Origin of the sequence: Streptomyces sp. NPDC059695, assembly GCF_042733785.1 — a bacterium.
Classification (GTDB): Bacteria; Actinomycetota; Actinomycetes; order Streptomycetales; family Streptomycetaceae; genus Streptomyces.
The window spans coordinates 173,295-186,774 of the sequence record NZ_JBHWFF010000004.1 but is presented as its reverse complement, the minus strand read 5'-3'; the positions used below and the strand labels follow the sequence as shown (position 1 = coordinate 186,774).

The 13,480-nt window shown below is 74.2% G+C and carries 11 protein-coding genes and 1 pseudogene; 11 read left to right on the top strand and 1 reads right to left on the bottom strand.

Going from position 1 to position 13,480, the window contains the following annotated elements; translation table 11 throughout:
• The first annotated feature begins 266 nt into the window (after nucleotides 1-266).
• The 5 genes and pseudogenes from ACFV2S_RS07505 (at nucleotide 267) to ACFV2S_RS07485 (ending at nucleotide 4,901) form a co-directional block, all read left to right on the top strand.
• Nucleotides 267-1,496: a PLP-dependent aminotransferase family protein gene (locus tag ACFV2S_RS07505; protein ID WP_385555139.1), complete on the top strand. Its 1,230-nt coding sequence runs from the start codon at nucleotides 267-269 to the stop codon at nucleotides 1,494-1,496.
• 330 nt (nucleotides 1,497-1,826) lie between these two features.
• Nucleotides 1,827-2,258, top strand: coding sequence for a cell division protein SepF (locus tag ACFV2S_RS07500; protein WP_385555137.1), 432 nt, complete (start codon nucleotides 1,827-1,829; stop codon nucleotides 2,256-2,258).
• Nucleotides 2,259-2,622: 364 nt separating this feature from the next.
• A complete protein-coding gene (locus ACFV2S_RS07495; protein WP_385555135.1) occupies nucleotides 2,623-3,768 on the top strand; it encodes an ATP-binding protein in 1,146 nt (381 codons plus the stop codon).
• Nucleotides 3,765-4,085, top strand: a pseudogene (locus ACFV2S_RS07490) (nucleotide pyrophosphohydrolase); the annotation flags it as partial. The gene ACFV2S_RS07495 and the pseudogene ACFV2S_RS07490, both read left to right, overlap by 4 nt.
• A 327-nt stretch (nucleotides 4,086-4,412) precedes the next feature.
• Nucleotides 4,413-4,901: a DUF6099 family protein gene (locus ACFV2S_RS07485; protein WP_385555133.1), complete on the top strand. Its 489-nt coding sequence runs from the start codon at nucleotides 4,413-4,415 to the stop codon at nucleotides 4,899-4,901.
• A 173-nt stretch (nucleotides 4,902-5,074) separates the two neighbouring features.
• Here ACFV2S_RS07485 and ACFV2S_RS07480 read toward each other — a convergent pair whose 3' ends face one another.
• Nucleotides 5,075-5,350 (bottom strand): hypothetical protein, encoded by a 276-nt coding sequence (locus ACFV2S_RS07480; protein ID WP_385555131.1) that lies wholly within the window; start codon nucleotides 5,348-5,350, stop codon nucleotides 5,075-5,077.
• Between the two features lie 244 nt (nucleotides 5,351-5,594).
• Between ACFV2S_RS07480 and ACFV2S_RS07475 the strand changes: the two genes are divergently transcribed.
• The 6 genes from ACFV2S_RS07475 to ACFV2S_RS07450 all read left to right on the top strand — a co-directional run bounded on the left by ACFV2S_RS07475 (nucleotide 5,595) and on the right by ACFV2S_RS07450 (nucleotide 13,439).
• On the top strand, nucleotides 5,595-6,518 hold the full coding sequence (locus ACFV2S_RS07475; protein WP_385555129.1) for an LLM class F420-dependent oxidoreductase: 924 nt from the start codon (nucleotides 5,595-5,597) through the stop codon (nucleotides 6,516-6,518).
• A gap of 13 nt (nucleotides 6,519-6,531) precedes the next feature.
• The gene (gene mmuM / locus ACFV2S_RS07470; protein WP_385555127.1) at nucleotides 6,532-7,455 is read left to right on the top strand and encodes a homocysteine S-methyltransferase; all 924 of its coding nucleotides are present in this window, start codon (nucleotides 6,532-6,534) and stop codon (nucleotides 7,453-7,455) included.
• A 71-nt stretch (nucleotides 7,456-7,526) separates the two neighbouring features.
• Complete coding sequence (locus ACFV2S_RS07465) at nucleotides 7,527-9,101, top strand: 3' terminal RNA ribose 2'-O-methyltransferase Hen1 (RefSeq protein WP_385555125.1); 1,575 nt, start codon at nucleotides 7,527-7,529, stop codon at nucleotides 9,099-9,101.
• Entirely contained in the window at nucleotides 9,098-11,626 is a 2,529-nt protein-coding gene (locus ACFV2S_RS07460) for a polynucleotide kinase-phosphatase (RefSeq protein ID WP_385555124.1), read from the top strand. The genes ACFV2S_RS07465 and ACFV2S_RS07460 overlap by 4 nt, the downstream gene beginning before the upstream one ends.
• Nucleotides 11,627-11,957: 331 nt before the next feature.
• Nucleotides 11,958-12,683 carry a Crp/Fnr family transcriptional regulator gene (locus ACFV2S_RS07455; protein WP_385555122.1) on the top strand — a complete coding sequence of 242 codons (726 nt, stop codon included), beginning with the start codon at nucleotides 11,958-11,960 and terminating at the stop codon, nucleotides 12,681-12,683.
• Nucleotides 12,684-12,761: 78 nt separating this feature from the next.
• Nucleotides 12,762-13,439: a hypothetical protein gene (locus ACFV2S_RS07450; RefSeq protein ID WP_385555121.1), complete on the top strand. Its 678-nt coding sequence runs from the start codon at nucleotides 12,762-12,764 to the stop codon at nucleotides 13,437-13,439.
• Nucleotides 13,440-13,480 lie beyond the last annotated feature (41 nt).

Here is a 13,480-nt window from a genome sequence, read left to right as displayed (position 1 = left end):
GCGCGTCGGACAGGACGAGGGAAGATCACCCCGCCCGTATGCGCCGGGGTCGACCAGCGGGAAGAGGAGAGGGAGCGCATTCCTCCGCATTCCCTTCCGTCGGCCGGATTCCCACGGCCCGCAGAGTGGCCGGATCGGAACGGGGCGCATCCTCGTGGAGGCCCCGGAACACCGCTCCTCGGGGGCTCCGGAGAGCGCCAACTCGCCCATGTCCGAAGGGAATCGAACGATCTGGACACCGCCTCCCCTCTCTATATGCTGGCGGCATGCTTTCCGCCGCCTCCGCGCCCACGAACGCCACCCCCTCCACCCCCTCCGTGCCCGCGCCGGCCACCGCCTCCCGGCTGGCCCATGTCGGTTCCTCGCCGGTACGGGAGATCCTGGCGCTCACGGCACGGCCCGAGGTGATCTCGTTCGCCGGAGGCCTGCCCGCCCCCGAGCTGTTCGACATCGACGGGATCCGGGCGGCGTACGACCGCGTCCTGGCGGAGAACCCCCAGCAGGCCCTCCAGTACTCGACGACCGAGGGCGACCCGGAGCTGCGGGCCGCCATCGCCGCCCGGCTCACCGCGCGCGAACTGCCCACGGACGCGGACGACCTGATCGTCACCACGGGCTCGCAGCAGGCGCTCACGCTCCTCACCACCGCCCTCGTCGAACCGGGCAGCGTGGTCCTCGTCGAGGATCCCTGCTACCTCGCCGCCCTGCAGACCTTCGGCTTCGCGGGCGCCCGGGTCGTGCCCGTGCCCACCGACGACCAGGGCATCCTCCCGGAGGCGCTGGAGGAGATCGCGGCCCGCGAGAAGGCCACGCTGCTCTACATCGTCCCCACCTTCCAGAACCCCACGGGCCGCACCCTCCCCGCCGACCGCCGCCACGCCGTCGCCGAGGCCGCCGCGCGGCACGGGTTCTGGATCGTCGAGGACGACCCGTACGGCGAACTGCGCTACGACGGCGAGCGCGTCGCCGCCATCGCCGCCGACCCCGTGGCGGCCGACCGCACCGTCCTGCTCGGTTCCTTCTCCAAGGTGATGGCCCCCGGCCTCCGGCTCGGCCACCTGCGGGCGCCCGCGGAACTCCGCCGCGCCTGCGTCATCGCCAAGCAGGCCGCGGACCTGCACACCTCGACCATCGACCAGGCCGCCGCCGCGCGCTACCTGCGCGACAGCGACCTCGACGCGCACGTCGCGGTCATGCGCGCCGCCTACCGGGAACGCCGCGACGCGATGCTCGAAGGCCTGCCGGCCGCGCTCCCCGAGGGCTCCCGGTGGAACAGGCCGGAGGGCGGCATGTTCATCTGGGCGACCCTCCCCGCCGGCCACGACGCGACGGCCCTCCTGCAGACCGCCGTCGGGCACGAGGTGGCGTACGTGCCGGGGGCGCCGTTCTTCTGCGGCGAGCCGGACCCCGGAGCCATGCGGCTGTCGTTCACGACGCACTCGGCCGACGAGATCAGGGAGGGGCTCCGCCGGCTGGCGAAGAGCTTCGTCCGATGAGGGACGCGGGGGCGCGATACGGCCGGCGTTCCTGCGTGGTCCTCGCCGAACTGGCGAACTGGCGAACTCGCGAACTGGCGAACTGGCCGAACTGGCGAACTGCCGAACTGGCCGAACTGGCGAACTGGCGAACTCGCCGAACTGGTCGAACCGGCCGAACTCGGCGACGAGGCAGGCGATCTGGCGGCGTCGGCCACCGTGACGTACTCCGTCCCACTCGCCGACCCGGCCCGGAGGGCCGGCTGACCCGGGGCCGCCCGTCGGCCCCCTCCCCGTCATCACCTCGTGTCGTTGTTGGGCCGAACGGGTGAGGAGCGGGAGGATGGGTCCATGAGTAGGTACGAGAGGTACGACGTCACCGACGAGCAGTGGGAGGGTCTCGCGCAGGTCCTGCCCCTGCGCGGCCGTGACGAATGGCCGTCCAGGGTCGACCACCGCGCGATCCCCGAGCAGTACGAATCCGCCGAGCAGCGCCGCATGATCGTGCTCCGCGTGCAGGTCTTCGCCGACGCCCGTGAGGTCGCCGAGTACCTGATCGCCCAGATCCCGGTGCTCCTCGATCTGACGAGCGCCGACGCCGAGGTCGCCAAGCGCATCCTCGACTTCAGCAGTGGTGTCGTCTTCGGCCTCGGCAGCGGGATGCACCGCGTCGACCGGAACGTTTTTCTGCTGGCCCCGGCCGGCACGGAGGTCGAGGGCGCGGAGGGCGAGGACGAGGAAGGCATGGTGGGCGGCCGGAGCGCCGGCGTCCCCCGATCGTAGGAAGGTCATCTCGCCGTAACGGTTCGCCAGGGAATGAACTGCGTACGGTCCGGGCATGGACCTCACCGGCGGCTCCACGCTCGCCCGCACGTCAGACGCCCCCTCTTCCGACGTCGTTCCTTCCTCAGTTCACTCTTCTCCCGTTCGCTCCTCCGCTGACGGCTCAGCCGCCGACGGCTCTTCCTCCGCCGGTTCGGGCTCTTCCCCGTCGGGTTCCTCCGCCGTCGCGTCCGTCGCGTCCGTCGACTCGGTCGCTCCCGCTCCCGCTCCCGGGCTCCGGGGCTCCCGGTCCCGTGCCTCCGTCCCCGAGGCACGGGGCCCGGTCGCGGGAGAGGGGCGGGTCGGCGCGGCGGGACGGGGCGCCGTGGAGGGCCGGGGCGGGCCGCGCGTCGCCCGGCCCGCCGTGACCGAGCTGCGGCTGTCCGCGTTCGCGGGCCACCGTTCCGCCGTGCACGCGCTCGGACCGGTCACCGTCTTCGCCGGGCCCAGCGGCAGCGGCAAATCCACCACCCTGCGGGCCTACGAGGCCCTGGCCCGGCTCGGGGCGGGCGACACGCTCGACGAGGTGTTCCCCGACGCCGCCGACTGCGTCCCCGAACGCGCCCGGCCCGACGCCCAGGGCAGGCGCGGCTTCCGGATCGGATGCACGGTCGACGGCCCTGAAGGCCCCGTCCACCTCGACCTCGCCGTCCAGGCCGAGCCCCGGCTCCGGATCGTCGGCGAGCGGCTCACGGGCCGGGACGGCCGTACCCTGCTCGCCACGGCCCTCCGCGACCCCGGCCGGAACGCCGTACAGGCCGAATGGCACACGGCGGGCGCCACCCCCGTCACCCGCGCACCCCTCCCCGACGACCTGCTCGGCACGGCCCTGCTGCCGCTGCGGGTCGCGGGCAAGACCCGGGGACAGCTGGAGGTCCTGGCCGCCGCCGAGCAGGTGGTCGTCGGGCTGCGCTCCGCCTTCGCCTGCGACCCCCGGCCCGAGCGGATGCGGGCCCCCGTGGCACCGGGCGAGGGCCGGCTGCGGCGCGGCTGCGGCAACCTCGCCGAGGTCCTGCACCGCACCCACACGGACTGCCCTCGCCGGCACCACCGCCTCGCGGCCGTCGCCGGCGCGGGCTGTACGGGTCCCGTCACCGGTCTCGGCGTGGAGGAACTCCCGGAGGGCACGGTCCGCGCGGTCCTGGAGCGCGGCGGCCGCCCCGTCACCCCGCTGGGCCGCCTCGGCGACGGCGAACTCCGCTACCTGGCCCTCGCGCTCACCCTGCTCACCGGCCCCGGCGTCCTGGAGATGGACCGGATCGCCGAGGTGCCGGACGCCATGCAGAGCCTGACGCTGCTCGCCGACGGGCTGGACCGGGGGCTCGACGGGCGTCAGCTGGGCGAACTGCTGCGACTCGCGACGGACATCGCCGCCGACGGGCACATCAGGGTGGCGGGCACGGTCGGCGAGCGGTCGGCGGGGGAGGCGCGGCGGACGCCCGGGGTGACGGTGGTAGACCTGGGCGTGTGACGGACGACAACGACGTGGCGGGGCTGCAGCGCAGGCTGGCCGATTTCGCGGCGGCCCGCGACTGGCAGCCCTACCACACGCCCAAGAACCTGGCGGCGGCCCTCAGCGTCGAGGCGGCCGAACTCCTGGAGATCTTCCAGTGGTTGACGCCGGAACAGGCGGAGCGGGTGATGGACGACCCGAAGTCGGCGCACCGGGTCGCCGACGAGGTGGCGGACGTGCTCGCCTACCTCCTCCAGTTCTGTCAGGTGCTCGGGGTCGATCCCCTCGCGGCCCTCGCGGCCAAGATCGACCGGAACGAGCTCCGCTTCCCCGCCCGGAGGCGGGGCGGCGGAGGCGGGAGTGAGGGCGAGCGTGCGGAGGGGGCGGTGGGCGGGCCCACGGACGGAGCCGTGGGTGGGAGCACGGGCGGAGCTGTGGGCGGGGTCGTGGGTGGGACCGCGGGCGGAGCCGTGGCCGGCGCCGCGGACGGAGCCTCGGGTGGGGGCGCGGACGAAGATCGTCACTCTTCGGAGTGATCGACTTCTCCCCATCCCGCTTCCTGTCCACAGATTTCCGAATTCCTCTGGTGTCGAGGCTCAGGCGGCCTCACTCTGGGTAATGGAGTGAGTGGGCAGTAAGTCGTACGAACGGGGGCGGCGTTGATGGAAGCGGAGCGACTCATCACGCTCGGCCGGCACGCGTTGGCGGAGAGCGGGACAGCACAGGACATCGTGGCGGAGGCCTGGCAGGCTCAGGCGCTCGCCCAGGCGATAGGGAGTCACCTCGCGCTCTGCGGGCCCATGGAGCTGCGCGGCGAGGCACGGGGGCTGAGCGAGATCGGGGAGTACCCGACCTGGGGGACCGGCGGGCCGCGTGCGGGCCAGCTGACGGAAGTGGCGGATCCGTGGGGCGCGTTGACCGCGCTCGGGGAGCTACTGGGAGAGGTGGGGATTGCGCTGGTGGGGGTGGCCTGCGCCACCGACGAGGAGGGGCTCTACTGGCAGTGCATCGAGGCCATCGACGCCGCCGACGAGTCGAGCGACCGGGTGCGAGGGATGCTGCGGCGGCTCGCCGTGCGCGACGGGGAGCGTGCCCGACCGCCCGACCCCGCCCGAGGCCGAGCGGGCCCGGGGCGGAGCCCGTCGTGGTAGGGGCGGTCGCGCCCGGCGGGAGCGAGGACGGAGCGAAGGGGGTGGGGGCCAAGCGGTACGGGGTCCCAGAGCGCCGATCCGTACGGGCCGAGGCCGGGACCGGGTCCTGGTCCCGGTCGGGGCCCGGGTCCGTGGTGCTGGGGGCGCTGGGGGTACTAGAGGTGCTGGGGGTACTAGGGGTGCTGAGGGCGCTGAGGGCGCTGAGGGTGCGCCTGCGGGGGGCTCGGCTCCTGTCCCGGCTCCGTGTCCCGCCCGGTGTCCGGGGTGAGGCGGTCCGAGGTCGACTGGAGGTCGGCGTCCAGCTGGGAGAGGTCGGCGGAGAGCGCCGCCATCAGCTCCTCCATCTGCTGGAGCAGTCCTTTGGGGGCGCCGGCGCCCTTCTGCTCGGGCACGGACTGCGGCACCGGCTGTTCGGGCACGGCCCGCTCCGGCGCGGCTTCCTGGGACATGGCGGCCTCCTCGGCCCGGGCCCCGCCGCCGAGGACGGGGCCGTGAGGGAGACGCACCGGCAGCGGCCGCCGGCACGCGGGCCGGGCGGTCCGGCTCCGCCCGAGCCAACGACGGTGCCCGGTCCCGGTCACTGGCCAGGGCGGACGCGGCCCGCCAGGGGGCCGGATATTCACCCGACCGAGCCGGTGCGGACAGGGGGCTGACGGCGAGGTTGACGGGCACCCGACGGTGCAGGATGGAGGTATGGATCTTCGCATCTTCACCGAACCCCAGCAGGGGGCCGACTACGACACCCTCCTCGCGGTGGCCCGGGCCACCGAGGAGCTCGGGTTCGACGCCTTCTTCCGCTCCGACCACTACCTCAGCATGGGCTCCGCCGACGGGCTGCCCGGACCGACGGACGCCTGGATCACCCTGGCCGGCCTGGCGCGGGAGACGAAGCGGATCCGGCTCGGCACGCTGATGACGGCCGGGACCTTCCGGCTTCCCGGCGTCCTCGCCATCCAGGTCGCCCAGGTGGACCGGATGTCCGGAGGACGGGTCGAACTGGGACTGGGCGCGGGCTGGTTCGAGGAGGAGCACAAGGCCTACGGCATCCCCTTCCCGAAGGAGAGGTTCGGCCGTCTGGAGGAGCAGCTGGCGATCGTCACCGGACTGTGGGAGACGGAGGTCGGGAAGACCTTCAGCTACGACGGGGAGTACTACCGGCTCGCCGACTCGCCCGCGCTGCCCAAGCCGGCCCAGTCCAGGGTCCCGGTGCTGATCGGCGGGCACGGTGCGAGCCGGACACCGCGGCTGGCCGCGCGGTACGCGGACGAGTTCAACATCCCGTTCGCCTCCGTCGAGGACAGCGAGCGGCAGTTCGGCCGGGTCCGGGCCGCCGCCGAGGCGGCCGGGCGGCCCGCCGGCGACCTGGTCTACTCCAACGCGCTGGTGGTCTGCGTCGGCAAGGACGACGCCGAGGTGGCCCGGCGGGCCGCCGCCATCGGCCGGGACGTGGACGAGCTCAGGGCGAACGGGCTCGCGGGCTCGCCCGCCGAGGTCGTCGACAAGATCGGACGGTACGCGGCGATCGGCTCCTCCCGGGTCTACCTCCAGGTCCTGGACCTGGAGGACCTCGACCACCTGGAGCTGATCTCCGCCCGGGTCCAGTCGCAGCTGGCGTGAGCGGGGCGGAACGATGAGACCGGAACGCACACTCGCCGAGGCCCTCGGCGCGGGGGTGCTCGTCCTCGACGGCGGGCTGTCCAACCAACTGGAGGCGCAGGGCTGCGACCTCTCGGACGCGCTCTGGTCCGCGCGGCTCCTCGCCGACGGGCCCGAGCAGATCGAGGCGGCCCACACGGCGTACGTGCGGGCCGGGGCGCGGGTGCTGATCACCTCCAGCTACCAGGCCACGTTCGAGGGCTTCGCCCGGCGGGGTGCGGGCCGGGAGGAGGCCGCGCGGCTGCTCGCCCGGAGCGTGGAGCTCGCCAGGACGGCGGGGGAGGCCGTGGGGGAGGAGGTGTGGGTCGCCGCGTCCGTCGGGCCGTACGGGGCGATGCTCGCCGACGGCAGCGAGTACCGGGGACGGTACGGGCTGACCGTGGGAGCCCTGGAGCGGTTCCACCGGCCCCGGATCGAGGTGCTCGCGGAGGCCGCGCCCGACGTCCTGGCCCTGGAGACGGTGCCGGACGCGGACGAGGCCGAGGCGCTGTTGCGGGCGGCCGAGGGGTGTGGGGTGCCCGTGTGGCTCTCGTACACGGTGGAGGGCGGCCGGACCCGGGCCGGGCAGGACCTGGCGGAGGCCTTCGCGGTCGCCGCCGGGAACGGCCAGGTGGTGGCGGTCGGGGTGAACTGCTGCGATCCCGCCGAGGCCGGGGACGCCGTGGAGCTCGCCGTGGCCGTGACCGGGAAACCGGCCGTGGTCTACCCCAACAGCGGGGAGCGGTGGGACGCCCGCGCGCGGGGCTGGAGCGGGGACATGGCCTTCGACCCCGAGCGGGCCCTCGGCTGGGCCGGAGCGGGGGCCCGGCTGGTCGGCGGCTGCTGCCGCGTCGGTCCCGCGACGATCGGCGCGCTCGCCGGCACCCTGGCGGCGGAGCGGGGGGACGGCACCGGCTGAGGCCGTGACCCGGGCCCGGCAGAGCGGAAAATGCCTGGTGGGGAGGGGAGGGGCGAACCATACTCGAAGGCGTGTTCCTGACGATCAGTACGACCGGCAATCCGGAGCGACCCGCGACCGATCTCGGCTTCCTGCTGCACAAGCATCCCGAGCGGGCGCAGACGTTCTCGACCTCGCACGGCACGGCGCACGTCCTCTATCCCGAGGCGAGCGCCGAGCGGTGCACCGCGGCGCTCCTCCTGGAGGTGGACCCCGTGGCGCTGGTGCGCCGCGGCAAGGGCAAGGGCCGGGGCGGCGCCCCGGACTCGGCGCTCGCGCAGTACGTGAACGACCGTCCCTACGCGGCGTCCTCGCTGCTCGCGGTGGCGCTCGCCAAGGTCTTCAAGACCGCGCTGCACGGCGAGTGCAAGGCGATGCCCGAGCGGGCGGCGGCGCCGCTGCCGCTGCGCGTCGAGGTCCCCGCGCTGCCCGCCCGGGGCGGAGCGGAGCTGGTGCGGGCGCTGTTCGGGCCGCTGGGCTGGGACACGGTGGACGCCGAACCGGTCGTGCTGGACCGGGAGTTCCCCGAGTGGGGCGACTCGCGGTACGTGCGACTGGTCCTGGAGGGCGAGCTGCGGCTCGCGGACGCCCTCAACCACCTGTACGTCCTGCTGCCCGTCCTCGACGACGCGAAGCACTACTGGGTCGCGCCCGACGAGGTCGACAAGTTGCTGCGCGCCGGTGACGGCTGGCTGGCCGGCCACCCCGAGCGGAAGCTGATCACCGCCCGCTACCTCTCCCGTCGCTGGGGCCTCGCCCGGGAGGCGACGGAGCGGCTCGAACTGGTGCGGCTCGCCGAGGCCGAGGGCCTCGACGTGGAGGACGTCGACAACGCCGTCGACGAGACGACCGACACGGAGGAGCGTCCGGTGCCGCTCGCCGAGCAGCGGCGCGAGGCGATCCTCGGCGTCCTCACGGCGGCCGGTGCGAGCCGGGTGCTCGACCTCGGCTGCGGACAGGGCCAGTTGGTGCAGGCCCTGCTCAAGGACCCGCGCTTCACGGAGATCGTCGGCCTCGACGTCTCCGCGCGGGCCCTGGGCATCGCCGCGCGCCGGCTGCGCCTCGACCGGATGGGGGAGCGGCAGGCCGCCCGTGTGAAGCTGACGCAGGGCTCGCTCGCGTACACCGACAAGCGTCTGACCGGCTACGACGCGGCCGTGCTCAGCGAGGTGATCGAGCACCTGGACCTGCCGAGGCTGCCGGCGCTGGAGTTCGCGGTGTTCGGCTCGGCCCGGCCCCGCACGGTCGTCGTGACCACGCCGAACGTCGAGTACAACGTGCGCTGGGAGTCGCTCCCGGCCGGGCACGTCCGGCACGGCGACCACCGCTTCGAATGGACCCGCGAGGAGTTCCGGACCTGGGCGGAGGGGGTTGCCGGGCGGTACGGGTACGAGGTCGGGTTCGCCCCCGTGGGACCGGACGACCCGGAGGTCGGTCCACCGACCCAGATGGCCGTGTTCACCCGTACCGAAAGCCGTACAGAGGGTCGTACAGAGACCCGTACAGAGGGGCGTACCGAGGGTCGTACCGAGGGTCGTACAGAGACCCGTCCCGAAAGCCGTACCGACAACCGTACCGACGAGGCCTCGAAGGAGGTCGCCCCATGACCCGCACCCTGCCCGTCACCGATCTGTCCCTCGTGGTGCTCGTCGGTGCCACCGGCTCCGGCAAGTCGACCTTCGCCCGGCGCCACTTCAAGCCGACCGAGATCGTGTCCTCCGACTTCTGCCGGGGGCTCGTCGCCGACGACGAGAACGACCAGTCCGCGAGCCGGGACGCCTTCGACGTCCTGCACTACATCGCGGGCAAGCGCCTCGCGGCCGGCCGGCTCACCGTCGTCGACGCCACGAACGTGCAGCAGGAGGCCCGGCGCCAGCTCGTCCGGCTGGCCAGGGAGCACGACGTGCTGCCGATCGCCATCGTCCTCGACCTGCCCGAGGAGGTCTGCCGCACCCGCAACGCCGCGCGGCCCGACCGCGCGGACATGCCCGCGCACGTCATCCAGCGGCACCGGCGCGAGCTGCGGCGTTCGTTGCGCGGTCTGGAGCGCGAGGGCTTCCGCAAGGTGCACGTGCTGCGCTCGGTGGAGGAGGTCGAGGAGGCCGAGGTCGTCCTGGAGCGCCGCTTCAACGACCTGCGGCACCTCACCGGGCCGTTCGACGTCATCGGCGACATCCACGGCTGCCGTTCCGAGCTGGAGACCCTGCTCGCGAAGCTGGGCTACGTCGACGGACACCACCCCGAGGGGCGGACGGCCGTCTTCGTCGGCGACCTCGTCGACCGGGGTCCGGACTCGCCGGGCGTCCTGCGCCGCGTCATGGCGATGGTCGCCTCGGGAGACGCCCTGTGCGTCCCCGGCAACCACGAGAACAAGCTCGGCCGGTGGCTCAAGGGACGGAAGGTGCAGGAGACGCACGGCCTCGCCGAGACCATCGAGCAGCTGGGGCGCGAGAGCGAGGAGTTCCGGGCGGAGGTCGGGCGGTTCATCGAGGGTCTCGTCAGCCACTACGTGCTCGACGGCGGGAACCTCGTCGTCTGCCACGCCGGTCTGCCGGAGAAGTACCACGGCCGGACCTCCGGGCGGGTGCGCTCGCACGCGCTCTACGGGGACACCACGGGCGAGACCGACGAGTTCGGCCTGCCGGTGCGCTACCCGTGGGCCGAGGAGTACCGGGGCCGTGCCACCGTCGTGTACGGCCACACCCCCGTGCCGAACACCTCCTGGATCAACAACACCCTCTGCCTCGACACCGGCGCCGTCTTCGGCGGAAGGATGACCGCGCTGCGCTGGCCGGAGCGCGAGCTCGTCGACGTGCCGGCGGAGCGCGTCTGGTACGAGCCGGCGCGACCGCTCGCCACCGAGGCGCCCGGCGGCCACCAGGGACGTCCCCTGGACCTGGCCGACGTGCAGGGGCGACGGACGGTGGAGACCCGCCACCTCGGGAACGTCGCCGTGCGCGAGGAGAACGCCGCTGCGGCCCTGGAGGTCATGAGCCGGTTCGCCGTCGACCCCGGGCTCCTGGCCTACCTGCCGCCCACCATGGCGCCCACCGCCACGTCCAGGGAGGAGGGCTACCTGGAGCACCCCGCCGAGGCCTTCGCCCAGTACCGGGCGGACGGCGTCGGGCGGGTCGTGTGCGAGGAGAAGCACATGGGCTCCCGCGCCGTGGCCCTCGTCTGCCGCGACGAGGCCGTGGCCCGTGAGCGCTTCGGCGTCGGCGGGGCCACGGGCGCGCTGCACACCCGTACCGGACGGCCCTTCTTCGACGACCCGGAGGTCACCGAGGAGGTCCTCGGCCGGCTGCGGACCGCGATCGGTGCCGCCGGGCTCTGGGACGAGCTCGACACGGACTGGCTGCTGCTCGACGGCGAGCTGATGCCGTGGTCGCTCAAGTCGGCCGGGCTGCTCCGCGCGCAGTACGCGGCGGTCGGCGCGGCCTCCGGCGCCGTCCTGCCCGGGGCGATCGACGCCCTGGAGCGGGCCGTCGGGCGCGGGGTCGAGGGGATCGACGGACTGCTCGCCCGGCAGCGGGAGCGGGCGGTGGACGCCGAGGCGTTCACCGAGGCGTACCGCAGGTACTGCTGGCCCACCGAGGGCCTGGAGGGCGTGCGTTTCGCGCCCTTCCAGCTGCTGGCGGCGCGCGGCCGCTCGCTCGCGGACGTGCCGCACGACGCCCAGCTGGCCTGGCTCGACCGGCTCGTCGAGCACGACCCGACCGGGCTGCTCCAGGTCACCCGCAGGCTGGTCGTCGACACCGGCGACGAGGACTCGGTCCGCGCGGGCACCGACTGGTGGCTGGAGCTGACCGGGGCGGGCGGCGAGGGCATGGTCGTCAAGCCGCTGGCGGCGCTCGTCCGCGACGCCAAGGGGCGGCTGGGGCAGCCCGGTGTGAAGGTGCGCGGCCGGGAGTACCTGCGGATCATCTACGGCCCCGAGTACACGCGGCCGGAGAACCTGGAGCGGCTGCGGCAGCGGTTCCTCGGCCACAAGCGGTCGCTCGCGCTGCGCGAGTACGCGCTCGGTCTGGAGGCGCTCGACCGGCTCGCGGCCGGCGAGCCGCTCTGGCGGGTGCACGAGGCCGTCTTCGCGGTCCTCGCCCTGGAGTCGGAACCGGTCGACCCGCGCCTCTGAGGCCGGGCGCCGCCGGGATTCCTGCGACCGGGCAGAAGCGTGGATTCCGGTGGGTGGGCGCGAAGGCTCCGCCAAGGCTTCGCGCCCACCCCCGGGCCGCTCCCACGGGGGGCGCAGGGGTGCCGTGGGCGGCGCTCCCCTGCGCCCCCCGTGCTCGTTGACGCGTTTCTTCCGCACCCTCTAGCGTTCTTCACCCCATGGCGTGACACAGCGTCAATAGTGTGGCGCAGCACGCCACATGAGGTGGGAACACACGCGCGAACAAGCCGGGCGGCCACCGGCGGACGGCCTTCCCCGGAGGGCCCGCGGGACGGTACGGGGGTGAGCGGCGATGAGTCTCTTCGGCCAGGACCGCTCCTTCCTCCACGCCCTGCCCGCGGCCGACCGGCGGTCGCTGCTCGCCGAAGGCGCCCGGCGCGTCTACGAGCCCGGGGAGGTGATGATCCGCGAACGCGACACCAGCGCCTACGTCCTGGCGCTGCTCTCCGGCTGGTCCGTCGTCTCCGTCGGCACCGAGCGCGGATCGCGGCTCATCCTCGCCCTGCGCGGCGCGGGCGAGGTCGTCGGCGACCTCGCCGCCGTCGACCGGGGCCCGCGCAGCGCCAGCGTCACCGCCCTCGGCACCGTCGAGGCCGTCGCCGTCTCCGGCGACCGCTTCCGGCGCTTCCTCGCCGCCCGGCCGCACGCCACCGCGCTGATCATGCGCCAGCTCGCCACCCGGCTGCGCAGCGCCGACGTCGAACGCCGCGCGCTCGCCTCCGAGACCGTCCTCCAGCGCCTCGCCGCCCGGCTCGTCGAGCTCGCCGAGCGTGCCGGTCGGCGCGCCGACGGCGGGACCGTACTGGACCTCCCGCTGCCCCAGCACGACCTGGCGGCGGCCATCGGAGCCACCCGGGAGGCCGTGGCCAAGGCGCTGCGCCTGCTCCGGGACCAGGACGTCGTCCGCACCGCGAACCGCACCGTCGTCGTCCTCGACATGCCGGTCCTGGTGCTGCTCGCGCAGGGGCGTGCGCGCCCCGGCGGAAACCCGGCGGCCGAATCTCCGCCGGGTGTGTAAACGGCTACATCGCCGGCCGCGCGACGCGGCCAGTCTGGAACGCGCACCACCACGGCACCACACACAGGGAGTCCGAGAGTGAGCAGTGCGGGAGTGAACGGGGTAGCGGGCGGGATCCACCGGTTCGTCGTCTTCGGCGACATCTGCGGCTCCGGGACCCTGGACATGGCCGAGAAGGAACTGCACCGGGCCGCGATGTACGCCGCGTTCGACGAGGCGTACGGCTCCGTCGGCGTCGAGCCCGGCACCTTCCACCAGGAGGACCGGGGGGACGGCATCCTCGCCGCCCTGCGCCCCGACGTGCCGCCGACCCTCATGGTCGGACGGTGGATCGACACCCTCTACGAGAGCCTGCGCGCCCACAACAAGGGCCGGAGCCGCCGCCTGCGACTGCGGATCGGCATGAACGCCGGGCTCGTCGCCCAGGACGCGCACGGGCTCGTCGGACGGGCGGTGGACCTCGCCGCCCGGCTCTGCGACAGCGCGCCCGCCAGACGGATCATGGCGGAGAGCCCCGAGGTCGACCTCCTCATCGTGGTCTCCGACTGGCTGTACGGGAACGTCGTCGCCGAGGGCGGGCGGTACGTCGAGCCGGCCCACTACCGGCCGGCCCGCATCCGGTCCAAGGAGACCGACGAGACCGCGTGGTTCCACGTACCGCGCCGCACCGCGCCGCCGCTGACCGGGGCGGAGGGGGAGCCGCGGGGGGGCGCCCGCGCGCCCCCCGCCCAGCGGCGGTCACCCCCCCCAGGCTGAGGCGGCGGCGGACGCCACCCCCCCCGCCCCCCAGCCCGCGG

Excerpts from the sequence above, each read along its gene's own strand:
- ACFV2S_RS07485 (WP_385555133.1), top strand. The coding sequence starts at position 4,413 with ATGGAAGCGGAGCGACTCATCACGCTCGGCCGGCACGCGTTGGCGGAG.
- mmuM (WP_385555127.1), top strand. The coding sequence starts at position 6,532 with ATGAGACCGGAACGCACACTCGCCGAGGCCCTCGGCGCGGGGGTGCTC.
- ACFV2S_RS07455 (WP_385555122.1), top strand. The coding sequence starts at position 11,958 with ATGAGTCTCTTCGGCCAGGACCGCTCCTTCCTCCACGCCCTGCCCGCG.
- ACFV2S_RS07460 (WP_385555124.1), top strand. The coding sequence starts at position 9,098 with ATGACCCGCACCCTGCCCGTCACCGATCTGTCCCTCGTGGTGCTCGTC.
- ACFV2S_RS07475 (WP_385555129.1), top strand. The coding sequence starts at position 5,595 with ATGGATCTTCGCATCTTCACCGAACCCCAGCAGGGGGCCGACTACGAC.
- ACFV2S_RS07500 (WP_385555137.1), top strand. The coding sequence starts at position 1,827 with ATGAGTAGGTACGAGAGGTACGACGTCACCGACGAGCAGTGGGAGGGT.
- ACFV2S_RS07480 (WP_385555131.1), bottom strand. The coding sequence starts at position 5,350 with ATGTCCCAGGAAGCCGCGCCGGAGCGGGCCGTGCCCGAACAGCCGGTG.
- ACFV2S_RS07505 (WP_385555139.1), top strand. The coding sequence starts at position 267 with ATGCTTTCCGCCGCCTCCGCGCCCACGAACGCCACCCCCTCCACCCCC.